This window comes from Streptomyces sp. NPDC093544, assembly GCF_040683495.1.
Classification (GTDB): domain Bacteria; phylum Actinomycetota; class Actinomycetes; order Streptomycetales; family Streptomycetaceae; genus Streptomyces.
Genome location: NZ_JBFBEA010000004.1, coordinates 178,141 through 204,501 on the forward strand (window position 1 = coordinate 178,141; position 26,361 = coordinate 204,501).

General features: G+C 65.7%; 24 protein-coding genes, 1 tRNA gene and 1 pseudogene. 7 read left to right on the forward strand and 19 right to left on the reverse strand.

The window, feature by feature from the left end:
• Window positions 1-9 precede the first annotated feature (9 nt).
• The 3 genes and pseudogenes from AB0N66_RS07000 (at window position 10) to AB0N66_RS07010 (ending at window position 2,099) form a co-directional block, all read left to right on the forward strand.
• Window positions 10-936 (forward strand): metallophosphoesterase, encoded by a 927-nt coding sequence (locus AB0N66_RS07000; protein WP_365429794.1) that lies wholly within the window; start codon window positions 10-12, stop codon window positions 934-936.
• A gap of 260 nt (window positions 937-1,196) precedes the next feature.
• Window positions 1,197-1,992, forward strand: a pseudogene (locus AB0N66_RS07005) (Pr6Pr family membrane protein).
• 33 nt (window positions 1,993-2,025) lie between these two features.
• Window positions 2,026-2,099 (forward strand) — tRNA-Pro (locus AB0N66_RS07010).
• Between the two features lie 83 nt (window positions 2,100-2,182).
• Here the strand turns inward: AB0N66_RS07010 and AB0N66_RS07015 are convergent.
• The 13 genes from AB0N66_RS07015 to AB0N66_RS07075 all read right to left on the reverse strand — a co-directional run bounded on the left by AB0N66_RS07015 (window position 2,183) and on the right by AB0N66_RS07075 (window position 12,528).
• Window positions 2,183-3,388: a site-specific integrase gene (locus tag AB0N66_RS07015; RefSeq protein WP_365429796.1), complete on the reverse strand. Its 1,206-nt coding sequence runs from the start codon at window positions 3,386-3,388 to the stop codon at window positions 2,183-2,185.
• 73 nt (window positions 3,389-3,461) lie between these two features.
• On the reverse strand, window positions 3,462-3,671 hold the full coding sequence (locus AB0N66_RS07020) for a helix-turn-helix domain-containing protein (protein ID WP_365429798.1): 210 nt from the start codon (window positions 3,669-3,671) through the stop codon (window positions 3,462-3,464).
• A gap of 234 nt (window positions 3,672-3,905) precedes the next feature.
• Complete coding sequence (locus AB0N66_RS07025; protein WP_365429799.1) at window positions 3,906-5,072, reverse strand: DUF3631 domain-containing protein; 1,167 nt, start codon at window positions 5,070-5,072, stop codon at window positions 3,906-3,908.
• Entirely contained in the window at window positions 5,069-5,425 is a 357-nt protein-coding gene (locus AB0N66_RS07030; RefSeq protein WP_365429801.1) for a hypothetical protein, read from the reverse strand. Before AB0N66_RS07030 ends, AB0N66_RS07025 begins: the two co-directional genes overlap by 4 nt.
• Window positions 5,422-6,312, reverse strand: a complete 891-nt coding sequence (locus AB0N66_RS07035; protein ID WP_365429803.1) for a bifunctional DNA primase/polymerase — start codon at window positions 6,310-6,312, stop codon at window positions 5,422-5,424. Before AB0N66_RS07035 ends, AB0N66_RS07030 begins: the two co-directional genes overlap by 4 nt.
• Before the next feature lie 161 nt (window positions 6,313-6,473).
• On the reverse strand, window positions 6,474-6,938 hold the full coding sequence (locus AB0N66_RS07040; RefSeq protein ID WP_365429805.1) for a hypothetical protein: 465 nt from the start codon (window positions 6,936-6,938) through the stop codon (window positions 6,474-6,476).
• A gap of 14 nt (window positions 6,939-6,952) precedes the next feature.
• Entirely contained in the window at window positions 6,953-7,147 is a 195-nt protein-coding gene (locus AB0N66_RS07045) for a hypothetical protein (RefSeq protein ID WP_086748407.1), read from the reverse strand.
• Window positions 7,144-7,419 carry a hypothetical protein gene (locus tag AB0N66_RS07050; RefSeq protein WP_362617477.1) on the reverse strand — a complete coding sequence of 92 codons (276 nt, stop codon included), beginning with the start codon at window positions 7,417-7,419 and terminating at the stop codon, window positions 7,144-7,146. The genes AB0N66_RS07045 and AB0N66_RS07050 overlap by 4 nt, the downstream gene beginning before the upstream one ends.
• 141 nt (window positions 7,420-7,560) lie before the next feature.
• Window positions 7,561-9,789 (reverse strand): cell division protein FtsK, encoded by a 2,229-nt coding sequence (locus AB0N66_RS07055; RefSeq protein ID WP_365429807.1) that lies wholly within the window; start codon window positions 9,787-9,789, stop codon window positions 7,561-7,563.
• A 165-nt stretch (window positions 9,790-9,954) separates the two neighbouring features.
• Complete coding sequence (locus AB0N66_RS07060; RefSeq protein WP_365430234.1) at window positions 9,955-10,326, reverse strand: RRQRL motif-containing zinc-binding protein; 372 nt, start codon at window positions 10,324-10,326, stop codon at window positions 9,955-9,957.
• Entirely contained in the window at window positions 10,326-11,315 is a 990-nt protein-coding gene (locus AB0N66_RS07065) for a DUF2637 domain-containing protein (RefSeq protein WP_365429809.1), read from the reverse strand. The genes AB0N66_RS07060 and AB0N66_RS07065 overlap by 1 nt, the downstream gene beginning before the upstream one ends.
• Window positions 11,312-11,602, reverse strand: coding sequence for a hypothetical protein (locus tag AB0N66_RS07070; protein ID WP_365429811.1), 291 nt, complete (start codon window positions 11,600-11,602; stop codon window positions 11,312-11,314). The genes AB0N66_RS07065 and AB0N66_RS07070 overlap by 4 nt, the downstream gene beginning before the upstream one ends.
• Before the next feature lie 158 nt (window positions 11,603-11,760).
• On the reverse strand, window positions 11,761-12,528 hold the full coding sequence (locus AB0N66_RS07075) for a DUF4097 family beta strand repeat-containing protein (RefSeq protein WP_365429813.1): 768 nt from the start codon (window positions 12,526-12,528) through the stop codon (window positions 11,761-11,763).
• 454 nt (window positions 12,529-12,982) lie between these two features.
• Between AB0N66_RS07075 and AB0N66_RS07080 the strand changes: the two genes are divergently transcribed.
• Together AB0N66_RS07080 and AB0N66_RS07085 are read left to right on the forward strand one after the other, a co-directional pair.
• On the forward strand, window positions 12,983-13,363 hold the full coding sequence (locus AB0N66_RS07080; RefSeq protein ID WP_365429815.1) for a GntR family transcriptional regulator: 381 nt from the start codon (window positions 12,983-12,985) through the stop codon (window positions 13,361-13,363).
• A gap of 158 nt (window positions 13,364-13,521) precedes the next feature.
• A complete protein-coding gene (locus AB0N66_RS07085) occupies window positions 13,522-14,769 on the forward strand; it encodes an XRE family transcriptional regulator (protein ID WP_365429817.1) in 1,248 nt (415 codons plus the stop codon).
• A 43-nt stretch (window positions 14,770-14,812) separates the two neighbouring features.
• On the opposite strand, the gene AB0N66_RS07090 is transcribed toward AB0N66_RS07085, so the two are convergent.
• The gene (locus AB0N66_RS07090; RefSeq protein WP_365429819.1) at window positions 14,813-15,202 is read right to left on the reverse strand and encodes a type II toxin-antitoxin system PemK/MazF family toxin; all 390 of its coding nucleotides are present in this window, start codon (window positions 15,200-15,202) and stop codon (window positions 14,813-14,815) included.
• A gap of 410 nt (window positions 15,203-15,612) precedes the next feature.
• Window positions 15,613-16,365, reverse strand: a complete 753-nt coding sequence (locus AB0N66_RS07095; protein ID WP_365429821.1) for a hypothetical protein — start codon at window positions 16,363-16,365, stop codon at window positions 15,613-15,615.
• A gap of 1,172 nt (window positions 16,366-17,537) precedes the next feature.
• On the opposite strand from AB0N66_RS07095, the gene AB0N66_RS07100 reads away from it, so the two are divergent.
• Window positions 17,538-20,720, forward strand: coding sequence for a type ISP restriction/modification enzyme (locus AB0N66_RS07100; RefSeq protein WP_365429823.1), 3,183 nt, complete (start codon window positions 17,538-17,540; stop codon window positions 20,718-20,720).
• Window positions 20,721-20,804: 84 nt separating this feature from the next.
• On the opposite strand, the gene AB0N66_RS07105 is transcribed toward AB0N66_RS07100, so the two are convergent.
• The 4 genes from AB0N66_RS07105 to AB0N66_RS07120 all read right to left on the reverse strand — a co-directional run bounded on the left by AB0N66_RS07105 (window position 20,805) and on the right by AB0N66_RS07120 (window position 25,306).
• On the reverse strand, window positions 20,805-21,947 hold the full coding sequence (locus AB0N66_RS07105; protein WP_365429825.1) for a hypothetical protein: 1,143 nt from the start codon (window positions 21,945-21,947) through the stop codon (window positions 20,805-20,807).
• A 104-nt stretch (window positions 21,948-22,051) separates the two neighbouring features.
• On the reverse strand, window positions 22,052-22,252 hold the full coding sequence (locus AB0N66_RS07110; RefSeq protein WP_365429827.1) for a hypothetical protein: 201 nt from the start codon (window positions 22,250-22,252) through the stop codon (window positions 22,052-22,054).
• A gap of 571 nt (window positions 22,253-22,823) precedes the next feature.
• Window positions 22,824-23,201 carry a DUF5958 family protein gene (locus AB0N66_RS07115; RefSeq protein WP_365429829.1) on the reverse strand — a complete coding sequence of 126 codons (378 nt, stop codon included), beginning with the start codon at window positions 23,199-23,201 and terminating at the stop codon, window positions 22,824-22,826.
• A gap of 839 nt (window positions 23,202-24,040) precedes the next feature.
• On the reverse strand, window positions 24,041-25,306 hold the full coding sequence (locus tag AB0N66_RS07120; RefSeq protein ID WP_365429831.1) for a TerD family protein: 1,266 nt from the start codon (window positions 25,304-25,306) through the stop codon (window positions 24,041-24,043).
• A gap of 307 nt (window positions 25,307-25,613) precedes the next feature.
• Here AB0N66_RS07120 and AB0N66_RS07125 point away from each other — a divergent pair, with 307 nt between their 5' ends.
• Window positions 25,614-26,060, forward strand: coding sequence for a hypothetical protein (locus AB0N66_RS07125; RefSeq protein ID WP_365429833.1), 447 nt, complete (start codon window positions 25,614-25,616; stop codon window positions 26,058-26,060).
• Window positions 26,061-26,361 lie beyond the last annotated feature (301 nt).

Consider the following 26,361-nt stretch of genomic DNA (forward strand, 5'->3'; position numbering starts at 1 on the left):
GATGGACGTATGCGCGCGCTATACGGAGTACCCCTGGGAATCACGGCGGTGGGCGCCGCCGGTCTGTTGTACGCGGCGGGTTTTGAGGCCCGTTCCTTCCGTCTGCGACGGGTGACGGTGCCGGTGCTGCCGCCCGGCATGCGGCCGCTGCGCGTTCTCCAGGTCTCCGACATCCACATGGTGAGCGGCCAGCGCAAGAAGCAGCGCTGGCTGCGCTCACTGGCGGGCCTGCGCCCCGACTTCGTCATCAACACCGGGGACAACCTCTCCGACCCGGAGGGCGTGCCCGAGGTACTGGACGCGCTCGGTCCGCTGATGGAGTTCCCGGGGGCGTACGTCTTCGGTTCGAACGACTACTACGGCCCCAAACTCCGCAACCCCGCCCGGTACTTGTTCGAGAAGGCGCAGGGCCAGCACGGCCTGAACGGGAACAAGCCGGTCGTCGGCGCCGTCCACAACCCGTGGGAGGGCCTGCGCGACGCCTTCGACACCGCGGGCTGGCTGAACCTGACGAACACCCGCGGGGAGCTGAAGATCGAGGGTGCGTCGGTCGAGCTGACCGGCCTCGACGACCCGCACATCAGGCGGGACCGGTACGAGCGCGTGGCCGGCGGCCCGTCGGAGTCCGCCGACTTCTCGATGGGCGTGGTCCACGCCCCGTACCTACGCACGCTCGACGCGTTCACCGCCGACGGCTACCCCCTGATACTGGCCGGCCACACCCACGGCGGCCAACTCTGCCTCCCCTTCTACGGCGCCTTCGTCACCAACTGCGACCTGGACACGGACCGCGTGAAGGGCCTGTCCACGCATACGGCGGAGGGGCGAACGTCGTACATGCACGTCTCGGCGGGCTGCGGGGCGAACCGGTATACGCCGGTACGGTTCGCCTGCCCGCCGGAGGCTTCGTTGTTGACGTTGGTGCCGCGGAAGTAGTGGGTGTGGGGTGCGGGTCGGGCCGACCCAGCCTGGCGGGGGATCGAGCCGGGCCTGGCGGGGATCAAGCCGGACCTGGAAGGTCGGGCCCGGGCAGAGCGGATCTGGACGGCCGGATCTAGGCGGGCGGATCTAGGCGGGCGGGTCTGGAGAGGTCCAGGTCCACTGTCCAGATCCGCGGTCCAGATCCACCCGTCCAGCCGTAACCCACCCAGATGACCCGTATCGCCCGATTCGTCGATGCGCTTTAGCGTGGGGCCATGATCGCCCCGATCCCCAAGGACATACCCGGCCTCCCCGCGATACCGGGTATCCCCGCGCCGGCCCCCTCCGTCGTCCCGGTGACGGCCGTGGTGGCCCCCGTACGCCGCCCGCTGGCGGCGACATTCCGCATCCTCGTGGCCATCGCGGCGGCGACGGGCGTGGCCATCGACCTGACCCTGGGCAGCCCGCCCCGCGTGCTCAGCTACTTCGCGATCCAGAGCAGCCTGCTCGTGGTGGTGGTCTTCGTCGCCTCGGCCTGGCGGGCATGGACGGCCCACCGGCCACTACCCGGCGCGGTGACGGGCGGCATCCTGCTGTACGTCTCGATCACGGGCCTGGTCTACCACCTGATCCTCGTGAACCAGTCCAGCGTCTTCTCCATGACAGGGGATGGCACCCCGCTCACCGGCTGGCAGGCAGTGGCCAACCAGCTCCTGCACACGGTGACGCCGATCGCGGCCGCGGCCGACTGGCTCCTGCTGACCCGCCCCGCCCCACTGGCCCTACGCCACGCGGCCACCTGGCTCCTCTACCCCCTCGCCTACCTGGCCTTCTCCCTGGCCCGCGGCGCGATGATGTCCCCCGGAACCCCGGCGCGCTATCTCTACCCCGTCATAGACGTCGACCAGCACGGATACCCCGGCGTCCTCGCCAACGCCCTGCTCCTCGGCCTCGCCTTCTACGCCCTCGCCATCCTCCTCGTCGCCCTCGACCACATCCGCCCCGACCCGGTCCGCCGCCGGGTCAGACGCCCCGAAAACCGGATTTCGTCTCCAGCCACCAGTGGGCTAAAGTAAACGACGTCGCCGCCACGGCAGCGACAATCGGGGTGTAGCGCAGCTTGGCAGCGCGCTTCGTTCGGGACGAAGAGGTCGTGGGTTCAAATCCCGCCACCCCGACACTGGTCAGAGGCCCATTCGCATGATCGCGAATGGGCCTCTTTCATGCCCGGGGGGCCAAACAGGGGGCCAAAGGGATTGGGTCAGGTCACCGCGTCGCCCTCGACCTGGTCCCCCGCACTCTCCTCCTTCTGATCTTCAGCGAAGATCTCATCCATGGCTTCAGCTCCCTGCGTGATCACCGGACGGAGCTGTTTGCGGTACACCGCTTCCGTGGTCGTCTGACTGCTGTGACCGACCAACAGCGCGATGCGCTCCAACGGGATGCCATGGTCCGAGAGCAGCGACACGAAGCTGTGCCGCAACTCCCGCGGTGTCCACTCCGGCTTCATCCCCGCCTTCTTCACGATGGCCTTGAAGTCGCGCCGGACGTTGGCGGCATCGAGCGGCTCGCCGCTCCGGGTGGTGAAGACACGGCCGGCCGGGTCCCACCCCTTCCCCTTCGACGTGCGTTCCTTCTTCTGCAACCTCAGGTGCTCTTCGAGTACGTCGACCACCTGCTTCGGAAGCGCGATGGTCCGTCGGCTCTTCCTGGTCTTGGTCTCACCGTGCTTGCGCACCGAGCGCCACACCGCGACGTGCGGCGGAAGGTCGCCCTTCGTCTCCAGGAACACGTGATCCCAGGTGAGAGGCCGCGCCTCTTCCGTACGAACGCCGCTGAGCAGCGAGAGCACGAGGTACGCGTACAGCCGTGACGGCCGTGCGGCAATGAGCACGGCTTTCGCCTCTTCCAAGTTCAGTGCCTTGCTCGGTCGACCGGGGCGCCCCTCCGGCGCGGTGACGAGAAGGGCGACGTTCCGCGCTGCCTTGTCCCGGCGCTGAGCGTGCGCGGTGGACCGGCGCAGGATGGCCAGCAGGTCACGCAGGCTTCGCGTCGCGAGAAACTCGGCCCTGTCGTCCAACCAGTCGTCGACGTCGTCCGCGCTGAGTTCTTTCAGCTTGGCCTTGCCGATGAACGGGATCAGGTGCTTGTTCGCCATCGAGCGGTTCTTGCCGATGGTGCCCTTTTCGTCGCGCCCTTTGAGCCCACGCTCCAACCAGTCGTTCACCGCGTCCGCCACGGTGTAGTTGGCCGGCGCCTTGACGCCGGTCTGTACCTCCTTCTTCAAGTCCCGGATCTTGTTGCGGACTTCGGTCTTCGTCTTGCCGTACACCTTCGGTCGACGGCGCTTGCCGTTCGGGGCGTGTCCCAAAGAAACGGCGCCCACAAAGCTCTTCTTCGCGGGGTCCCAATAGATCGTGTCCGCACCGTGTCCGGCCTTGGTGGCGCGTTTCGGGGTCTCGGTCATGCTGTGTTGTGCCTCCATAGGACAGGGCCGCGCCTTGAGGGGCGCGGCCCTGGTGTGATGGGTGGTTGGGAATTCAGGCGGTGGCTTCTGCCTCGCGCTTGAGGAGTTCGACGTACTTCGCGATGTACTCAGGCGGCACGAGTCGACGTCGACCGATGCGAACGGTCTGGAGTCGTCCGAGCCGTATCTCCTCGTAGACCATCGAGCGGCCGATCCGGAGAGCCTTCGCGGCCTCTTCGGGCCGATAGAGGAGTTGTTCAGCAGGCGCAACGGCGGTGCTCATGCGGTGGTGCCTCCTCGGCAGGGAGTTGGGGGCGGTGGCCCCCTTCCTGTCAGGTCCGCTACTTCCGCTACTTCCGCTACCTCCGCTACCGCCCTGCTCAAGGGCGTGATCGTGGTAGCGGATATGGGCAGCGGTAGCGGATGGAGCCGCTACCGGCCCCGGAATCGTGGCCACGGGGCCGGTAGCGGACGGGCGGCGCGGTAGCGGATGCGGAGTGCCGATCCGCTACCGGTTTTAGGGCTCTGACCTGCCCGGTAGCGGAGGTAGCGGAAGTAGCGCACTTTCCGCAGGGGGAGGGCAGTAGCGTTGCCACGCGTCGTGAAGATCGGACGCGTAATAGCCCTTCATGACGCTTCCGCCGGCCTTGATGTTGCGGGCCGCAATCGGCGTGTTGTCCGCGGTCATGTACTCGCGCAGCATCCGTGAGAGGCCTCGGGCATCAAGCGGTTTGCCGCTCATGTCCGCCCACGGCGCCTCTTCGAGGCTGTGCAGCCTGTCGAGGATGGCGACGGTAGGCAGACGGTCGATGCCGTTGAACACGTAGTCGCGCAGGTCGATCAACAGGCGAATGCCGATGCTGCCCTTGTCGCTGGTCTTGGCCGCGTTCACCATCTCGATGCACGCAGCGCGGGCCCGCTCCGGCCACGTGCCGCCCGCCGCGTCGGCCACGGCGAGCAGGGGCTCCCATACGTCCGCGGGCCGGTCGCTGATGCCGTCCGGCAGTTCCGGGAACACTCCGTCGACCAGGTGGCGGATGGACTGTGCCCAATTGGCGAGCCGGTCGCGCAGTTCGTGTCCTTCCTTCTCGTGAATGCGCTGACGGAACGGCTCTACCTGCTCGTTCGGCGCGCGGCGCCGCATGCGGACAATGACCGAGCGAGTCAGGATCGTGTCGGGCAGCGAGCCGAGCCCGGCGACCGCGACCCCGCAGAACGACGGGAACTCCTGTACCTGTTGATTGGAGCCGTCGCCCACGCAGCGCCACATGACGCCGGAGCGTCGGTGGCCCGCGTTCAGGAAGCCCCGGAGCTGTTCGTTCTCTCCGGCCTTGGGCCCAAAGACCGTATCGATCTCGTCGAACAGGATCGTCGGCCGCCCCTCCATCCCGGACACCGCGCGGAACAGTGCGGACGCGGATGCGTTGACCGCGACCATCGGTTGCGGCACGAGGGTTTCCACGATCTCCAGAGCGCGGGACTTGCCCGACCCCGGCTCCGGCGACAGGAACGCGAGTCGCGGTGTGGAGTCGAAGCAGTCGAGCAGGTGCGCGTGCGCGTTCCACAGCGTCACGGCGACGTACGCGGCTTCGAGCGGGAAGATGTTGAAGCGTCGGTGGAAGGCTTCCACCTCATCGAGCAGTGCGGAGCCGTCCATGACGGGTGCCGGCGAGTTGGCGCTCATGCCGCCTGCCTCCCTTCCTGGTTGGTGCGGAGCGGGCATACGTCGCGGTGGGCGGTGTGGTCTTCGACCAGGGCGAGCACCTTCGTGTGACCGACGGCGCTGCGATCCCTGCCGCACAGGCACTTCGAGGTGGCGGTCGGTACGGTGCCGCGCGGTACGGAGATGCGCAGCCATGCGACCGGGTACCGTCCGTCTCCCTGTTGCGAGTCAGGGCCAACAGCAGAGCGGACGCCCTTTCGGGCGGCGCCTGTCGGCTCGCCCACGGCCGGACCGAGCGCGGCTTGTGCGGCGGCACGCGGGCCGGAGTGGGAAGCGGGGAGGCTCTTCAGGAGGGGGCGAGTAGGGGCGCTCATGCCGCCCTCCGGTGCTGGTTTCGAGCAATCGACCAGTTCAGACCGCTGCGAATGGTCGCCTCACACGATCGCGGCGAGAGACCGGCCTGCTCCCCCGCCCACTGAAGAGCCTCTTCCACCTGCCCCCTGGGAAGGTCGCCCGACGCGATAAACCGCCCCAAGGCGCGCGCCGCCCGGAGCAACGTGGCGTTGCGCTCGCCCTCCGGTGCCGTTCGAACGCTCGCGGTTTCCGCGTTCAAGCCCGCTGCCGCGTAGCGAGAGGCTCGTACGGCCGACGGTGCAGCCGTTAGTGCTCGCGAAGACTGACGAACCGTCAGGCGGGCGCACAGCCAATCCGGCAGGGGCGCGGGCGGCACGTCGTTGACGATCGCGTACGCGCCCGCGCTGGTGATGCTGCCGGGCGCGACGACGTAACCGCCCCATGCCCGGGTGTCGATGCGCTTACCGAGCCGTCCAGCCGTGTTGCCGAGCCGGACACCGGGCGGTGCCACGAAGTACAGGTGGACCCCGCCGCCCGCGGTCCGCACCGTACGCGTGGTGGGGACGGCATGCCCGGCGCGCTCGCAGAGCGCCGTGAAGGTCGTCACGCCGTTAGGCGTGTCCGTACTGCACTTGCGCTTAGGCATGTCGAGGTCGACGACGACAAGCCCGGACGGGCCGGTCGCAATGCCGACGTTGAACGGGAGGTCGCCCCATGCCCGGCGGATACGGTCCGGGTCGATCGTGGCGCGCCCTTCCCACTTCCGGTGACCGCCGGCGCAGTCTCCGATGGCGGGGCAGACGTCTTCACCGTGGAGGGCGGGGCGCTTGTCACCGGGGCGCAGAGGGAGGACGGCCCATCCTCGCTCGGCAGCGTCCAGTGCGGCGTACAGGAGGTGGCGGTTCATACGGCCACCGCCAATCCGCTCGATGGGGTGGCATGGGCCGGACGGCCCTCGCCGAATGCACGACGTTGGGTCATGCTTGAGGTCTCCTTGTTCTGTTGGAGGGACAGGAGAACCGGGGCGGGCGCAGGCTTGTGGTGAGACGGCGCCCGCCTCGGGCGTAGCTAGCCGCGGAAGTGATTGCGCTTGAAGACGGCCTTGCGGATGTGGAACGTGTTGCCGCCGCTGTGGCCGCTCGCGCTGAAGACCTGCACAGCGACCCAACCGCCAAAGATGACGGCGGCGAGAGTGATGAGCTGGGTGATGAGCGCTGTCAGCGCGGTGATGAACGCGGTGAGCAGGAACAGACCACCGCAGACGGCACCGAACCCGATGCCTCCGAGGGCGATGTTCACCGCCGCGCGAGAGACGGGCGGCTTGCCCGCGACGGGTTCGGGCTTGGCGGGTTCGAGGGAGTAGCCGGTGACGACGCGGCCGTCCGGTAGGACGATGCTCGTCACCGACGGGATCGTGCCCGGGTGCATGGGCACGAGCGGTGCGGACTGCACGGGGGCGAGCGGGATGGGCCGGTGGACTTCCACGGTCGCCTCACGGTGGCCGGGTACGAGGGGCTTGAAGGGTTCGTTCACGACGGGTCCTCCTGTCAGGTACCGAGCGATGCAAGGAAGCGAGCGAACGCCCGGACCAAGTCACGGACCGGGCCGTCAGCGCCGGTCCCGGCGGTGAAGAAACCGAAGAGGAACAGGACCACCGCGGCGCCCGCGCCGGTCGCCTTGGTCTTGACGGCGACGAAGGCGGCGATACCGAACAGCAGCACCGCCGAGAAGGTGAGGATCATCGGGAGGCCTCCGGACGGGGGCCGTCGGTGCCGGCGCGGTAGACGCGAGCCCAGCGGTTGTAGAGCCAGCGGCCGACGCGTATGCGCTTGCCGGTCGCCTTGCAGCGGCGGCAGTCCTTCCCGCGCTTCATGCGGCCCTTGCGGTCGGTCTTCATCCGGAAGCCCCATCCGCTGCACTTGCGGCAGTTGCCGAACGGGGAGGCGGCACACACGGCGACGTAACACAAAGTCACGCCAAGTATGAGAGTGATAGCGAGCAGGGCAGGGGTCATCACGGGCCCTTCCAGGCGGGTTTCAGGGGTTTCCGCAGGTGGGCCGCTATCCGCTAGCGGCCTGATCAGAACAGGTATGGGGCGCTAGCGGAGCCGCTAACGTTAGCGGTGTGTGCCGCTAGCGCTAGCGGCTCCGGACGGTCATCCCGCGTCGCGGTTTCCGTCACGCTCCGCAATCGAAGCCACGATGTGAGAGCGGTCGACGCCGCGCCGGTTGACGACCTTGCCGTCCACACGGCGGCCCACCTGGACAGTGGAGACGCCGTGGGGCTTCAGGGCTGAGGCCAGTGCCTCCGGCGTCCATCCGTCGTAGACGTCGGTCCGCAGTTCAGCGAGCCGGGACACGACAGTCTCGGACCACACCTTGGGTTCATCGGCAGGGATGACCGCGAGGATGTCGGCGAGCAGGTCATACGACGTGCTCGCGTCCGTCTCCGGCTCTTCCCCGAGCGCGTGCCCGGACAGGGTGCCGGCGGCTTCGCGCAGCTTGCGGGCGCGTGCGGCGATGGCCTCCGCGTTGGGCGCGTCCACGTACACCGAGCCGACGATCCGGGCGTCCGACCCTTCACCGACGAAGTAGTGAATGCCCTTGTCGCCCCAACTGAACATGGTGGCGCGGATGCCCCGCTTGTACGCGGAGGTGCCGAGCACCATGTCGTTCTCCAACTGCCCCATGACCTTGAGGCAGAACCGAGCCGACGCATTCGCGGAAATGCCCGTGGGCAGCGCTTTCGCGTCCGGCCGCTGCGTGGCGAGCAGCAGAACGATCCCGGTAGCGGGACCGCGTTTGACCAGGTCAGTGCAGATCTCTTCGAGTTCCTTGCCGTACTTCTCGTGCTCGAACCAGACTTGGCACTCATCCACCCCGACCACGATCGGGTGCAGCCCCAACGACTTCTTGTTGGCCAGTTCGGACGTCACCTTGGACTCGGGGCAGATGTCCCGCGGCAGCGAGCGGATCACCTTTGCCCTGCGCCGCAGTTCCTCGCGCAGCGCTCGCAGGTCGCGCAACGCGTACTCGATGTCCTCCTCTTCGTCGCCGGCACGGTGGCGGTGAGCGACGCGCTCGCCAACCGGGTCCAGGTCGCCAGTGCCCTTGAGGTCGTACGTGTGCAGTTCCGCCCGCGGGTCCAACGCGGCGATGAGCAGCAGCAGACGGAGCAGGAAGGTCTTGCCCATGCGCGGAATCGCGCCGATGACGGCCGCGATGTACATGAGGGTGATCTCGACCCAGCGTCCGCGCTGGTCAGTGCCGAACGCGACCGGCTTGAACAGGTCCGTGCTGCCCGACTTCAGCAGCGGCCACGCAGGCTTCTTGGCCTTGGACATGTCCTGATCCCCGACCCACAGCACCAGGTGCCCGGTGTGCTGGTCGGGCACTGCCTCCGGCCACACGCAGCCCAGCGGGCGGCGCAGGCCGGAAGCGAGCCGCTCGCGCCGCTCGATGATGTCCGTGACCGTGACGCCGTACGGGAGGTTGCCCTCCGCACGCCATCCCGGACCGTCGCGAGTGATCGGGGCGGTGAACTCGAAACCGTCGCGACCCTTGCCCTGCGCCTGGTTGATGGCGGGGATGCCGAGCGAGCCGAGCGACCGCAGCACGATGTCTGAGGTGAGCTTGACCGCCTTGGGCAGTTCCACCGCGCGGTGGATGACCGGGGCATCCGCCTTGCGGCCGGCGACCCCGAGCGCCATGACGACCGCGCCCACCGACACCGCCTGAAGCCAGTCAGGGGCGAGCACGTACAGGGCGAGCGCAGCACCGAGCCCAGTGAACATGGCGAGCACTGTCACGAGAGCACGCAGTCGGACCCGTCCGTCGCGCTGCCGCGACAGCTTCAGGTACTCGGCTGCGTCCTCGCGCCGGACCGCGGCGAGTCGGACCGGCTCGCCCTCGCGGTCGGCCGCCCACCGCATCGTGCCGCCCACGAACTTCGCGGCACCGGAGGGGGCTTGGAGAGTCAGGCGCGCGGCGTAGACCGGGGAGCGAAGCGCGTGGTAGCCGACCGAGTGGGCATAGTGGCGGGCCACCCACGCCGCGGCGGTCTTCAGTTCCGCCACGGACTTCAGCCACAGCGGAACGACCGGACGGCGCTGTGTAGCGAGCAGCCGACCGAGGTAACCCGGACCGGACGCCTTGGCTGTCGGTAGGTCGACCATCACGCGCGCAGTCGGGTCGGCCGACTCGGCACCCGACCGACTCGGGTCGGAGTCGGCCGACGGGTCGGCATCGGGTCGGGCAGTCGAGTCGGCCGACCCGATGCGGGCCGACCGTGCCTTGTCGAGGTCGACTACCTCTCCCCCGGGGTCGGTGCTCATCTCGGCTTCGAGTCGGTTGAAGAGTTCGTTGTCGTCGTCGGGGTGCTTCACTGAGGTTCCTTCCAGTGGGAGGCAAGGCGGGTCCGGCCGACGCTGTAGGAGGTGGGCGGCCGGACCCGTGGATGAACGATGGCGTGCGGGAAGTCGTCCAGACCCCGACAAGCTGTCCGGTGGTGTCCGCTGTTCAGCGGACAAGCGGACAGCGCCGGAAGGTCGTCAGGCGGCGCGCTGTTCCTCGGGGTATGCGCAGGGCACGCACGTGCCGAGCGAGGTGGGGATGACGTATCCGGCGTCCTGTCGGCAGGCCGGACAGGTTCGGCGAGCGCGCATTGCCTTGGCGAGCGCGGCCCGTTTGCCCGGCGTCATCGGCCGGACGGGCTTGGCGCGGTCGACGCGGTAGAGGTAGGCGACCAGCGGGCCGCGCCGGTAGCGCGGGCGCATGATCTGTGCCGCGATCGACTGCCCGCCGGGCCGTAAGCCGCGGGCCCGTAACTGCCGTTTGGTGGCGAGTCCATCGGGGGCGTAGCGCCACGGGTAGGTGGGCAGTCCGTACGTCGCGCCGGTCGGGTCGAAGCACTTGCCGTACATCACGCAGCCTCAGCCGCTGTGCCGTCGCCCTCCGAGTCAGCCACGGAGTGCAGCGGGCGGCCGTCGGCACGCTCGGTCTGCAACTGGTCGCGCAGCTTACGAGCGTTGGCCTGCGAGACGTGCACGGCAGTACGGATGCGATCCGCAGTCAGCTCCGCGTCGGCCCACTCTGCGGTGGCCGTACGCGCTTCGGTGAGTAGTTCCTTGAAGGTGCGTTGCGGCTTGGCCTTGGCCTTGGCGTTCGTCTGCCGGCGCGGGCGCGGCTTGGGGTCGGCCGGATGTACCGGCGGGGGCACGGCGGGCGCCTCCTGCTCGGAGGCAGGGGCCAGTTCGCCCATGCGCAACATCACGCGCTCGCGCCGCGGGGTCTTCGAGCGCCACTTGCGGCCGTAGCGCTCGCGCAGGTCCGCACGGGCCAACTGCCGTTCCTTCTCCCGCGTCAGTGCCTCCGAGTAGGAGGTGACCTCCCACAGCGTCATGCGGCGCCACAGAGCGAACGTCGACGGGAACGCGAGCAGCCACCGAGAGAAACGGATCTTTTCCATGCGTCGACCGGTGGCCGCGCCGATTCGTGCGGCGTAGATGTGCGCGCCGATCTCGGAGAACACCACCCACAGCAGCGGCATGGTGCCGTGCGCGACCTTGGCCCACATGCCCTGTCCGGCCGCAACGTTCAGCCCGCACGTGATGAGCGTGAGCACCCAAGGCACGAACCGGACCCACGCAAGCGCCATGTCCATCCGGATCAACAGCAGGTTGGCCACGGTGAACACCGGAATGGCCACGTCGATACCGACCGGCAGCATCCACGGCTCGCCGAATCCCCAGCGGGCCGCAGCAGCCGACACGGCGTCGAAGGAGGAGATGAGACCGAGTGCACCGACTCCGGCCGCGGCAAGCGCGGCGATTCCGGCGAGACCCATCTCCGGCCTGGTCAGCGGCGGCACCCCGGACGGGGGCGCCGCAAGGGCGGTCGTTGTGGCGGTCATGCCGCCGCTCCTTTCCGTACGGAGCGGCGGCGGCCTGCGAACCGGACCATGGGGATGACGTCGAACAACTCGGGGTGCGCCTCGACAGCCTCGGCCGCGATGCGGATCAGGTCGTCGGGCATCTCGGGGTGCTCAGCGAGGATGTCGCGCGCCGCGTCCAAACGGGCCGCGCGCTCTTCGTCGCTCTCGCCCTCGACCCCGAGCCACAGCTCAACCGGGGTACCGAGCGCGAGTTCCGCGAAGTCCTCAGCGGATACGGCCTGTTGACGGCCGATGTACGTACGCATGGAAGGCTCCTGAAGTGGGAGGGACATAGAGCCGGAGCAGCCACAGGCGTTTGGTGAGACGGCAGCTTTTCCGGAAGAACCCGAGCCGCAGCGCGGCAGGGGAAAGCGCCCCCGGACCGAGTCGAACGGTCCGTGCGACCATCGGGGCGGTAGAGCGATCAGCGGTTGCGGACGCGGCCGGAGACACTGTCGGCGGACACGTTCAGGTGGCGGGCGCCGGATACCTCGACATCGCCGGAGATGCTGTGGGCGCTGACGTGCCCGGCGGCGCCGCTGGTGGCCTGTACCTCGACATCCCCAGAGGTGGTGTTCAGGGCGGCGCTGCGACCGTCGTACAGCCGCACCTTGATGTCGCCGGACACCGAGTGCGCGTTGATCTGCTCGGTGGCCCGACCGACGCGGATATCCCCTGAGGTGGTGTTGGCTCGCAGCTCGCGAACGCCGTCAACCCCCAGGTCACCGGAGACGGAGCGGAACTCCATACGGTCGACGTAGCCGTAGACCTCGGTGTCAGCGGACTGCGAGACGACCGCAAGGGACGACTGTGCGGGCAAGCAGACCGTGACTTCGATCGGGCTGACGGTCGGCATGTCGGCCATGCCGCCGGAGACCACGCGACCGTTGATCCGGACCGTGCCGCCGACGATGTTCATGCTGCGGACGCTCTGAATCACGGTGCCGCGGCGACCCTGCACAACCACACCGTTCGGCATCTCCGGTACCTCGATGCCGAACGCCTGCCCGTTCTGCTGACTGCGAGCACGGTTGATCGCGTCGGCCGCGGGCCCCGTGTTGTCGTCAGTGCGCAGCACCACGCGGGCGGTGAGCAGGTTCTCGATCACCTGGACACGGACGCTGCCGACCGGCAGCGACAGTCCCAGCACGATCGGACCGGAGGTCTCGGAGTCGAAAATGCGCTCGGTCATGGGTAAGCCCCCAAGGCTTGTTGGAGTGGGACACGACGTGCGCGAACAGGCGGAACGGCTGCGGCAGTGAAGTGGTGAGACGCGGCCGTCCCGCAGAGCCCTCACGCTGCAAGGCGGCAGGGCGGTGAAAGTTGAGGTGGTGCGTGTCTCCTTCATCGCGACGCGCTCCCGTGTCAGGTAGAGCTGTCCGGCCTCGAAGTAGGCGTATGGAGACGTGACCTTTCGGTCTAAGCCCTCCGGTGAATGCCAAGGCGCCGGGTCGCCTCCCCCCGTCCGATGCGGGGCTCCTGGTCGTGCGGTCTTGCAGGTCAAGCGCTTACGGGTGCACTCGGCTGAGCCCTTCCGGGCTCGCCGTACCAACTTGTAACAGCATGTACTAGCACGCACCATGGCGCAAGAGGTCGCCACAGATTCGTACTAGGTCGTACTAGGGGTGGGTACGCTCGATGGCGTGATGAGCGCTGAAATCTCGAAAGACGACCCAAGGCCAGAGTCCGAGCAAGCGGCCGACATCATGCGGCAAGAGATCCTGCGTGGTGACATCAAACCCGGAGGGCATGTGGGCTCCGTGCGAGACTTGACCGAACGGTTCAAGATCTCGGGAATGACAGTGCAGCGGGCCCTTGCGATCCTCCGTGAGGATGGGCTCATCATGACGACGTCGCGGGGCAGCTATGCCCGCGACCCGGAGCAGGCCGGCCAAGGCAGCGGAACCGACGCGGTTGTCGACGTTCCCGAAGTGCTGCGTCGGCTCGAACATCTCACCTCCCAAGTCTCGGAACTTCGCGGCAGGGTCGAAGCGCTCGAAAGTCGCTCCGAACCGGGTGGTGCGTGATCTGCAACCAGCATGCGTGGAACGGGAGTTGTGAGGTAAGTGACAGCCAGGGGACGGCAGAGCAGGGGAGGGGACATGCCCGGTGACACCCCCCTGTCACCTTCCCTGTCCCCCCGGCTCGCGCGCGAGACTCGGAGCAGGTACTCGGAGGAGGGCGCATGACCGACGACAGGCCCGCATGGGCGCGACGCATCGCGGCTGAACGCGCGGCGCGCGACTGGTCGCAACGTGACGCAGTCAGGGCTCTACGGGCGCACGCTCCGACGGAGCTGCCGGCGGAAGACAGCATGATCCGCCAGTGGAAGCGCTGGGAGTCCGGCCAGACACCCAACGACTTCTATCAACCGATGATCGCGGCCGTGTTCGGCACCGTGACGCATGCGCTCTTCCCGGCGCCATCGCGGCGAGACGGAGACCGAGAGATTTTGGCGGCGAGCGGCATGGAGACGTTGGAGATCGTGAGCCGGCTGAACCGGTCCGATGTCGACAACGCCACGCTTGATGCCCTGCGGATCACGACAGACCGGCTCGCGTCGGAGTACCCGTTCATGCCTAGCGAACAACTCCTCATTGAGGGGCGGCAGTGGCTCCGCCGGGTCGTCGAACTTCACACGAAGAGCCTCACGCTCGCGCAGCACCGCGAGGTGCTCTCCCTCTCCGGCTGGCTCGCTCTACTGGTCGGCTGCGTCGAATACGACACAGGCGACCGTCATGCTGCCGAGTCGACACGCCGTGCCGCCCTCTCTCTGGCGACTGAAGCCGACCACGCAGAAGTGGCAGGGTGGGCACACGAAATGCGCGCCTGGTTCGCGCTCACGACCGGCGACTATCGCGGCGTGATCTCGGCAGCGCGGGCCGGAGGTGAGGCGGCGCCGCATCACGGCGTGGCTGTGCAGCTTGCCGCGCAGGAAGCCAAGGCATGGGCGCGGCTCGGGGACCGCCGGCAAGTCGAGGTGGCCCTCGACAAGGGACGGCGGACGCTCGAAGCAATGCCGCACCCCGAGAACCTGGACAACCACTTCGTGGTGGACCCCGCCAAGTTCGACTTCTACGCGATGGACTGCTACCGCCTCGTCGGTGAGGACAAGCTCGCGCGCACGCTCGCAGAAGAGGTGCTGAGGGCAGGCACGGACTTCGACGGAACCGAGCGTTCGCCGATGCGCAACGCTGAAGCCCGCGTCACGCTGGGCGTCACGGCGGCGCGTGAAGGCGACTTGGAGCAAGCGCTCATCATGGGAGAGCGCGCTCTTGAAGGCGACCGCAAATCGGTACCGTCGCTCATAATGACCAGCCGCGAACTTGCTGCCGAGATGCGGCACCGGTACAGCTCCGAGCCAGCGGCACAAAACTACCTTGCACGGCTTCGCTCGCTCGCTGAACAAAAACCCGGCTTCATGCCTCGCTGAGCCCGTCATACTCAGCCCAGGTCCCACATGGACCTGGGCTGAGTCAATTCTCCGGTATTGCTGGCTTATTTGATGCGCCTTGCGGACTAATAAAAAGCCTGACGTGAGACAGGACTTCCTCGAAAGTCTCCACGTCAATCTTACCCAGAACCGTTCCCTCAAAGTCTCTTGGCTCGGGAGTCCAGAGGCGTCTAGCCCGCACTACGCTGATTTTTTGAAGTCCAGCTTCTTTCCACTTGTGCACGACGACGTCACCTTGACCAGGGTTTGCAACCCGGCCGGCCACGCCTGTGATTTGCGCTACCAGCGCAGCATGATCTCCCACTTCACCTGGTAGCGTGCACCCAATAACCAACACTGGACGCCTTTTGAAGGGTTCCTCTTCCATATAGCTAAACGGAAAATGAACCAAGGCGACGTCGCCGGGTGTCACCTGTAAAGCTCTCTAAGCGTCATACACCGAGTCTTCGTCCGAATCCCAGTCTTCTGCCCAGAGACGAGAAACGTACGCGCGCATGGCAGCTTCATCGTCGTCATGCCCTAGTACTCGTTCGATGGCAACTGCCTCGCTTGAGCGTCCCGTCGCGATGAGTTCGCTCAGAAGCTCCGGAATTACGTCGGTGTACCGCCACCGCGTAGCCAGGTCACCACGACGTTCCCGCTGTGGACTAGGCACGGAACTTTGCGGATCGACGACGAACAAGCTAGGAGTTGCAGTTGCCGCAGGAACTGCATCGTCACACGGAATGTCGTCGCTAGCGTCGACGTAGTAGTAGCCCTGACGGCTTATGACCCCAGCCGCCCGAGAGATTGTCCCAGTCGTCATCAAACCTACCCCCACCCTTAGCCTGTTACGGAAACTCTCCTGAAGACACCACTAACTAGCCGACCAGCCTCCTGACTATATTCACGGCCGAGATTTACAAACCATTCACTACCTGCATTTTGGGGGATCTTCGAGTGCCTATGCCACGTAGAATCGACGTAGAGTGCTGCATCCGAAATTTCCCGCTCATCGAACTTCACGTGACTAAAGTCAGGTTGTTCGCTACTTCGAAGTCTGCCAAATTTCTTGCTGAGCCTCTCAAGGGCTTCCTCGCGATCCACGATCCCGAATTCAGCCTTGAATAGGCTCCCGCTCTCTTCCGTCTTTCCGTCCACCAAAGTTGCCGTATCGGTGACGGTGAATCCATCAACCAGAGAGCGACCGAACAGGCCCTTTGCAGCGCTTATCCGTGACTCCTCATAGTCGCCCCTCAACGCAAAGGGCACGAGATGCTGAAACGAGGCGCTAACGGAGGTAGCTCTGAAATCTACGGCTTCCTTTGCAGCATCAAGGACAGCATTAAAAGCCTCGGAGTCGCCCGATCCGGTTGAGTCCGCAATGGAGATGTGGGTAGGGGAAAGGAGAATCTCTACATCCTTTCCCACAACTGCGCGCACAATCTCGTCATCAATCTTGAAGGCGCGCAAACGCTTCTGGCTTTCAAGCAGCAGGAGCAGCCGAGTGCGACCATCGTAGACACGGGGCGTTGGGCGCCATCGGACGTCGAGGATCATCGTCCAGGGAGCCGTCACATCTTCCATCGCAGCCATACCAGCTCTCGGGCAGTCGTCATGGTCTCAATCTACAGTCGTAGGGGGCTGGTCGCGAGTACTCGTGAGCTCGTCTCCCTCACATTTAGGGGCTCACCGACGTGCCTGCGGAGGATCCAGACAGCCTGCCTTGCCACGACTGGCTTGGCCCCCGCCCCTGAAGAGTTCCCAAAGTTCGTTGGGCAGCACCTCTGGCAGCGCCCCTACACGCACTCACAGCATGTCAAGGCCAGGGACTCGCTGGCCGGAGGCTCGGAGCCCGAGAACTCTGCCGAACTAGAATCCGTACACCAAACAGTGGCAGACCATGCTCCCGCACGGGCCGGATGCTCCTGTCGTCACGACGCAGCCGGAGCCAACAGCAGGGGCCAAACGGGGGGCCAAACGAGGTAGCCGCGCGCGGACTGTCCTGGACAGAAGTGGACAGCGCCAGTGCTTAAGCGGGCAGGCTGGTGACGGCAGAGCAAGGTCACAAGGGGTCTGACCGCGTTCGGGACGAAGAGGTCGTGGGTTCAAATCCCGCCACCCCGACAGTGACATACCAGGTCAGGGGCCTGATCCGCAGAGCGGGTCGGGCCCCTGATTGGTTCCTAGAGATCGCTTGGGAGAAATCTGGGAGAAGATCTTGGTCGAGGTTTCCCAGCGGGCAACATCCACACCCACTTGATCACCGCGTCACCACATCCCTCTCATGTGCGCGTTCGTGAACTGGGCGCCATGCGCTCGGGAGTCGTGCTGCTGATTCGTCTCGGCAATCCGGCTGAACGACGACCTCCCTGGACAACGCCCGCCGCCTCGCGACGGTCTTGACCTGGCGCGTCCACCACCTCACCAGTCCAGCATCGGCGCATATTGCATGCATACGCGCCTCCATGCGCCCTCGCATGCACCCTCCTTGCGCCCCACGCTCCCCTCCTACGGTCATGGAACAGCGAGGGCCGGAAGGAAGTCCGACCCCGACGGGAGCAAGGTGCGGCAGATAGCCGCACCGACCTGACGTCGGCCGGATCTGCCCGCCTTGGGGATGGGGCGGTATGAGTGCCCGGCGCAGGATCCATGACAGCTTCGAACAGGCCGTCCAAGCCGCTGTGTCCGCGTTTGGAGCGGAAGTCACGCCGAAGCTGAGAGGCGGCGGATGGCAGGAGGACCAACTCCGAGGACCGCTGGAGAACATGACCCGGTCCGTGTGCCGCGGCCTCGGTCTGGACGTCACCCTCATTGGCGAGGTTCCGCTCGTCGACATGGGAGCCCGCCCTGATTATGCGGTTGAGGTCGGCGGCGCTCTCGTCGGTTACATCGAGCTCAAAAAGCCGGGCACCCAGGCCGACCCGTCCGTCTACACAGGCCGCAACGCCGGACAGTGGGCGAAACTGCGGCTGCTCAACAACGTACTGCTCTGTGACGGGAACGAGTTCTCTGTCCACCAGCAGGGCCAACAAGTTGGCGAAGTGGCCTACCTGCGCGGCTCGGTCCTTACCTCCGGCGCCCGGCTTGCTCCCGCCGACGGGGCGCTTGCGCGGGTGCTGTACGACTTCCTGACCTGGGAGCCGCAGACACCCCGCACCACGAGCCAGCTCATCCGAGCAGTCGCCGGACTCTGCCGACTTCTGTCGGAAGAGGTCGGCGAGGCGATCGCGCAGGAAAAGAGCCGACGCCGCCTGCCAGCCTTTACAAAACTGGCCAAGGACTGGCGGCACTTGCTGTTCCCGGAGGCGACCGACGCGGAGTTCGTCGAACAGTACGGTCAAGCCGTCGTGTTCGCCCTTCTGCTCGCCCGGGTGGAGGAGATCACCTTCGAGGGCGAAACCATGCACAGTATCGCCGCGAAGCTGGGCAAGAAGCACTCCTTGATGGGGCAGGCGCTGGATGTCCTGGCCGGCGACTCTGTTGCTGGACTGTCCACCACGCTGAACACACTGCTTCGTGTCATCGGCGCGGTCAGATGGGACGTGCTGGACGACGGCACCGGCGACGCCTACTTCCTGCTCTACGAGCACTTCCTTCACATCTACGACCCTGAGCTGCGGATACGTACAGGTTCGTACTACACACCGCGTGGCGTCGTCTCGGCCATGGCCCGGCTCGTCGAGGACGTCCTGAGGCGGGAGGGCTTCCGTATCCCGTCCGGCTTCGCTTCTCCCGATGTGGTCCTTGTCGACCCGGCCATGGGCACCGGCACCTTCCTACTGTCGGCACTGGAGCTGGCTGCCAAGACCATCGCCGAAGAAGAGGGCCCAGGCGCGGTGGGCCCGCGCCTGCGAGAAATGGTGGGGCGTCGACTGGTCGGCTTCGAGATGCAGGTCGGTCCGTTCGCCGTCGCGGAACTGCGCATGCACGCCATGCTCAAGCAGTACGGGTCTGCGGCCCCCGCTCAGGGACTCAGGCTGTTGGTAGCTGATGCTCTGGACAGCCCGACAGCCGAGTTCAACTGGATCCCCCACACCTACCGGGCGCTCGCGGAATCCCGCCGTCAGGCCAACCAGGTCAAGCGGGACGAGCGTGTCATGGTCGTCATGGGCAACCCGCCGCACGACGCCGTGAAACGGGGCGCCGGCAAGTGGGTGGAACGAGGGGAGCCCGAAGCGGACATCCCCGCCCCGCTGGGGGCCTTCCGGCAACCTGGCAACGGCAGATACGAATCGAAGATCGCCAACCTATACGTCTACTTCTGGCGCTGGGCCACCTGGAAAGTCTTCGACGCACACGACGACGCGCCCTTCGGCGTGGTCGCGCTGATCACTCCTAAGGCATGGCTCAAAGGGCGGGCGTTCGCCGGAATGCGGCGCTATCTGCGTGAAACCGCCGACGAGGGCTGGATCATCGACCTGTCACCGGAGGGCCACCGAGCTGATGTCGCGACCCGCATCTTCCCCGAGGTCGCGCAGGAGTTGTGCATCGCGATCTTCGTACGATGGCGGAACAGCCCCAGGCCGCGGACAGAGCAGCAGATCGCAAAGGTAAGGCATCTCAAGGTCGCCGGGCGCCGCGACGAGAAGATCGAACATCTGGCGACCCTCAGGCTCGACGACTCCGAATGGCGCGAGTGCGCCACGGGCAAGACGGATGCTTTCCTGCCGCCCGGCAGCGACCTGTGGGAGTCCTGCTCGCAGTTGAGAGATCTGATGCCGTGGTCGTCGCGTGGCGTCACGCCCGGGCGGATGTGGGTCTATGCACCGGATCAGGAGACGCTTCACAGGCGGTGGCAGCGCTTGCTCGCTGCGGATACCGAGCGACGCGCCGAGATGCTCGGACACTCTGGTGAGCGAACGCCTGCGGACAATGTTCCGCCCTTGCCAGGGGTCGCGTCTCACGAACGGATACCACTCGCGGCCGAACACAGGACAAGCCCTCAAACGGTACGCATCGGATTCCGGTCATTCGACCGGCAATATGTACTGCCGGACAGCCGATTGATGGAGCGAGGCAGGGCGGACCTTTGGCGAGTCCGCAGCGACCGCCAGATCTACACCATCGAGCAGAACGCCCACCCGGTGGTCAACGGGCCAGCGCTAGTCTTCAGCGCCCTCATTCCCGACATGGACTATTTCAACAACCGCAGCGGTTGCGCCCGTCCTCTCTACCGCAACGCCGCCGGTACGCTGCCCAATGTCACGCCCGGTCTGCTCCCCCTCCTCTCCGAGCGGCTCGGCGTACGAGTCGCCGCCGAAGACCTGCTGGCCTACATCGCCGCGATTGCGTCCCACCCGGAGTACACGGCTCGATTCCAGGAGGACCTCGAAGTCCCGGGTGCGCGGATACCTCTCACCGCTGACCTTTGTCTGTGGGAGCAGGCGGTTGCAATCGGCCAGCGTGTCCTGTGGCTGCACTCCTACGGTGAGCGATACGCCGACGAGACGGCTGAGAGGCCGTACGGCAGGGTACTGCTGGCACACGACCGCCCCCGATGCGTCGCGGAGATTCCGGACGATGCGGAAGCCATGCCGGAGAAGCTGGCGTACGACCCCGTGACACAGGACCTGTGGGTCGGCAGTGGACGGATCAGTCCAGTGCCTCGCGCGGTCCGGGAGTACGAAGTGTCCGGGATGAACGTTCTCGACAAGTGGTTTGGCTACCGCCGAAGGAATCCCGCCGGCAAGCGACGCCTCGAACTGGACCATGAGTTCACTCGGCGCTGGCTTCCCTCATGGACCACGGAACTGCTGGAGCTGCTGAACGTCCTCGGCCTGCTCGTGCATGGGGAGCCGGCACAGGCCGACCTCTTCAATGAGGTGTGCGCGGGCCAACTGGTCACGGTGGCAGATCTGACCACGGCGGGCGTCCTTCCCGTGCCCATAGAGGCGACCAAGGCACTGAAGGCGACATCGGACGCGGGCGACGCACTATTCGACCTGTGAGCGAAACAGCAGCTCGTTTCTACTGTCGGGCCCGTCACTCCCGCAGAACCCGCCTGCGTAAGGAGCCTCAGGAAGCGGGACAACTCACTGCGCCGCCCCCTCCGGCTCATCAGCCGCGGACGGGTGGACGTACCTTCCCTCGTTGAACGGAGTGAACCACGCCTTGAACGCCATCGGCGCGACACCAAGAGCCGCTCCGACGGCGCTCTCGTCGATGCCGTCCATGGAGTCGTCGTAGAGCCACTCGTGGTCCATGTCCTCGTAGACGTTGTCGGCGAACGAGTCGAGCGCGGCCGAGACGCCGTCGTCGAGCAGCCCGAAAGTCTCCAGGGTCACGTTCGTCTCAGTCAGCAGCAGCTTCAGCGCGAGTTCCTCTGCGACGCAGCTCAGCTGCTGAAAACTGCCGTCCGTGAAGCGGGTGGTCATGGCGATCACCGTCACCAGGAAGCGGCGAGCGAAACGGGCGTCGTAGTGGAGGGCATATCGCTCGGGAAGGTCCTCGAAGTGCCACAGGGGACCGTCGCATTCCGCAGCGTTGGTGTCCTCCTCCGTCAGGGTCTGCACGTCTTGGAACAGCTCGTCCACCAGGATGTCCGTCGCGTACACCAATGCACCGGCAGCAAGTTTGGCGTCCTCCGGCGATACGGCGAACTCGGTGTCGCCGTCTTCCTCCTCGTCGTCTTCGTCGTCCAGGACGCCGAACATCACGGGCGGGAAGGAACGCAGATCGTCTGCCAGTGCCAGCATCTGACCGCGTACCGCCTCAGCTTTCGCCGCGGCGTCGTAGCCCTCGCTGTCGTACTCGGCTGTGGAACGCTCGATATGCCGAGCCTTACGGTCAGCCGGATCATCGGGCGGGGCATCGGGACCGTCGGCGGCGGCGAGACTCTCCTGGGCGAGCTCCGGGTGCAGTTCGACCTCACATCGCTCGATCTGCCAGTCAGCCAACAGCTCGGACCGTTCCAGCAGTTCACCCACGACCGACCGCACGGCCTCCTCGGCGAACTCCAGAGCCGAAGCATCCACGAACACTTTCAGAAGCGCTCCGCCCGGGTAGACGGCCACGATGCTGTCGAGGAGATCGACTTCAATGCCGTCGGGTCCCTCGATGGCCTGGACCGAGTCGAAACCGTCCTCGATGAGCGCCACGGCGCCGGCGCGTTGAAGTGGGTCCATCGCCGGAGTGCCCTCCGGGATGTGGGCGTCCACAGTCACTACGTATGTCACGCGTCCGATCCTGGCAGGGATATGCCGCACGACGGGGAGGAATCCACTCAATCACGAGCACTACGCATCGAGGCAGACAACAACCCGAAGAGATCAGTAATCAGCTACCACCCCTCCTCGGGGGACCCGACAACTTGGGCGTCGACCTGCGCCGCCAGCCAAGCAGCCCGCTCGTCATGCCCGGGGCGGGCGTGGATGAAGACGGTGTGCTCGGCCGCCCACTCCTCACAGTGGATGTCGTGACTGTTGCACGCGACCTGCAACTCGGCGTACTTGTACTCCTCGCCCAGTCCAAGCTCAGGCACGGCCGGCCACCTCAGGTCATGCCATAGGACATAGCATCTGGTGATATACGCCCACGTCCCCAGGGCATCACCCGCCTGCGCAAAGGTCGTCACGTTCAGGAGCAGACTCGCGGGAAAGCCGATGTGGCCCTCCCCATACCACTCAACCCTCGCTTCAGAAGAAGCCTCGGTCAAACGCCTCAACTGATCATCATCGCGCGCCCACGCATCCAGGTAGCAGCCGCTGGAGTTGTACCAGGACGCGACCGACAGCAACCTCTCCGCGAGCCCCAACGCCTCAGCCAGATCCGTGGTTCGCAACACGGGCCACGCACATGTGTTCCCCATAACGGCATCCTGCCAGTGTGATCCCTTCGCCTGCCGAGATATACGCCCAAGCCAGCGCAGACAAGATCACGTCAGGCGATCAATCAATGTCCTCCTTCCGAAGCCGCGCCGTCGCTTGGCGACTAGCTGGGCCGTCCAGGCCACGCAACAGTGGCCAAGGACGACCGCCACGCACGAAGGAGCACTGTTCCTGAACTGGGAAAACGCAGGTCACCTAGAACCCGACAAACCCCAGGACGAGGAGTCATCTTAAGGTTGCGTCACGTGTCGGATCCGGCAGGTTGTGCCACGCGTGACCACATCCCCCGACGCAGAACAGCGTCCGCCTGCGGACGTCGGCAATGCTGAAGAGGGCGACGAGCAGGCGGAAGGACTTGGTGAGTTCGTAGGCCGGAAGTGCTTCCATTCCGAAGCGCCACTTCGTGAGTATCACCGCCGGCGTGTGAGTGGGGCGGATACCGGAACGGGCGATGCTCTCCGGCGCGTCTTCCTCGCAGACGCGGGCCTGCCTGCAGAACAGCACAAGCGCGTGCAGGACCTTGCGCTGGTCATCTTCTGAGAGGCCCTCGAACCACTCGACGCCCTCGGCCACCGGTCTGAGCCCCTGCGCGAGTTCGTTCACGATCACCTCGTGTGCATACAACACAGACTTCCACCCCCTGGTTCAGACCGACGGTACGCACACGGCCACCTGTGAGCAGCACGGTTTCTCGTGCCCTGATGGCACACCCATCGGACGCAAGCAGCGGGCTCCCGTCGAACCCGCGCAGCGCCTTCCAGCTGGCCCGTGTCCCGAGTGAGTGTCTAACTGCGCGACGACGCAGGCGAACGAGCACGGACGCCTGCGGATCATTGCAGCAGGGAAGAGCCATATCAGCCCAAGACAGAGCCCCCGCCCAAGTTGCTTCGGGACGAAGCGTTCAACCGTCCTTGTCCGCACGGACATGCCAGACTTCCACGCAGGGAACGAGGTAACCAGTCCACCGGGGAACGACCATGTCAACATCGTTTGCGGGCTTCCTTCTGCCGCTGCTGGTTCTGGTCGGGACACTCTGGCTCACGTGTGTTGTTCTCGGCCTGCATGGCCTGCTCCTAGGACGCGTGCCGGGCCGATGGCTACAGCGCCACGTTCAACAGCCGAGACTCTGAGGAGCGGGTGCTCTGCTCGTTGCAGGCGGCGGGTTCGAGCATCCATCGTTGACAGCGGTCGGAATCGGCCTTGTCGCCTTGGCCCACATGGTGAAACCGACTTCGTGATCAGGCTCGTGCGAGATGCGTGCCAGGTCATACGGGAAACCACGGAGAGCAGGGGGAACCCATCGACCGTCACTGCGCCCCTTCGTCGCAGGTCAGGCCCGGAGCAAGTGCTAGATGCCCTTAGCTTCCCAAGCTCCGAGCCTCAGGTCTGCGGGAACTTGGGAGCCGCCAACCACTTGAGACCTGCCCTGATCTTGCTACCAACTATCTGGTCTTGAATTCGATCTTTCCTGTGCTCATTCGGAAGTTCCCGTTCGAGTACAGCGTGGGACGTGCCTCGACATGGTGGCCGCTGTACTTCTCCACGTGCCGGATCTGGGCACCGCCGGAAACGGTGAAGTCGATCAGGGCAATGGCGACCCAGTAGGACAAGTTGCGATTGCTGAAGAGTGGCACCGTCACGATGGAGCCCCGTCCATCGGTGATGACTGCCCGGGCCCCGTATGACTTGAACGAACCGGCACCGTTCTCCACTGCGCTGTAGGCACACAAGAGGACGAAGCCCTGGAGATCGGGCCGCCGGATAGTAATGGTCTCGCGGCCTGGCACCCGGGAGTCGCCGTCCAGGGCGATGTAGGGCGGAGCAAAGGGAGATCCGAGCTGGCGGTAGTAGACGACCTGATCTGACTTGTTCGGGCGCCTACCAGGTGGGGTGACAAGACTTCCAGGAACGTAGAGAGCGTATAGGTCGAGGTCTGCGCCAGCTTGTCGTCTGGCTGCGCTTCCGCCGTTCCACTCAAGTGTGACCGTCACGGCGAGACTTGGGTCGTCCTTGCGCATGTCAATGGTCGCCTGGCCGGCCTTGGTAAGGGCGACTTTTCCCAGCGGGACGAGAGGGCGAGACGGTGACGTCGGCGAGACTGGTGCAGCCGCAGGCGAGATGTGCGGTGCGTAGGTGGGTGGCGGCGGCACAGCAGGCGTATGCCGGACCTGTGTGGCCTTCGCCGCAGATGAGGTCTGCGCCGTGGGTGGACCTGGATCATCCACAACGATGCCGAAGTCCAAGGCCAGACCTGCTAACCCTGTGTCCCATCCCTGGCCTACAGCCCTTGCTTTCCAACTACCTGAACGTCTGTAGAGCTCAATCAGGATGGCCACCGTCTCCCGATGCGTGAGCGATGGCGGTGCGAAAGCGATCCGTGCGCTCCCACACTCGATGACCGCGTGGGGGGTGTTGCTCGCGTCGAAGTGAGTGGCCCGCAGTTCGGGGTCGATGCTGGCGACAATCGCGATGCGGTCGACTGCGGTGGGGACCGCGGCCAGATCCGCGAGGATTGTTTGCCCTTTCACTACGATCCCGTCCTGCGAGGAGTGGTTGTAGAAGACAAGATCGTCATCGCTCCGCACCTTGCCGTCCTGCCCGAGCAGAACAGCGGAGACGTCGATGCCCGTAGTAAGCGCGGTGAGGGTGACCCGGCAGAACGCGGCGGGCAATACTGCATTGCCGCCTTTGGCAAGAGTAGTAGTCATGTGTGGCCTCTCACGATGGTGCGTACATCGTGGTGTCTCCGGCCGGTTCGTGTACGACAAACACCGTTTCCTGCGGTTAAGCACCTTCGGGTCGCTCATGTCCAGGGTGGCAAGTACGCACCGACGGTCCTGCCGTCCGTCTCACTTTCCGCCTCATTCAGCGTCGTTCATGACCGTTCAGACGAGACCGGAGCTGATGGCCAGTCCCATGGCCGACTGCTCGTGAACGCGGGTGAACGGCCACGTTCAAGGCTCACGACCCCTCCAACACAGTTGGAAAGCGTGTTGGTGGGGGAGTCTCTTTGGCATGGACGCATGGGGGACGCTTCTAGCAACCATTACCGGCGCGGCGATTGCTCTGCTGGGGCAGCACCTGAACAAACGCAGTGAGGCACGCGCCAAGACTGTTGAGCTGCTGATGGACGCCTGCGCCCAAGTCGCGGCTTCGAGCGGAGATTTTCTCAACCTCGTCTGGGAAGAGCAGGTACTGAACCTTGAGGGCCGCGTGATCGAGTGGGATCTGGCGAGTCATCGTCTGGCATCCGCACGGCTGCAGATCCTGTCCCACGACCCTGGGTTGTTGGCCGCGCTCCGCGAGGTCAATGACGCTGGCCAGGCCTTAGGGGCCTATTGGCGACGGGGTGACACGGAAGAGTCCGAGTACCGAGTCCGGCGGGACCGGTGCCGTGCCGCCATGCAGTCGTTCATCGAGCAGAGCAGCCGTGTAATCGGCAAGCGTCTGGAGCGCCCCTGACGGACCACCGCACCACAACCGCACCAGATCGAGCGGGGAACAGCGGGGAATCACGGTGAAAGCAACCGAACTCCACGAGGCCCGAACCAGTTCGTACTCCCAGGCCAACGGCCTGAAGAGCCTAGAAGCCCACGCCTTCCAAGCTGAGAGTGTGCATGCCAGACTGTCGTTCATGACTCACAACCGAAAGGGCCATGCCGCGTAGGCGCCCTTCACGCCTACGGGCAGAGAACAGGCATTTTCCGGCTGCACGTGGCAGCTACTCGAAGATCGGTCGGCTTTCCGGCCCAGCTCAGGCGCA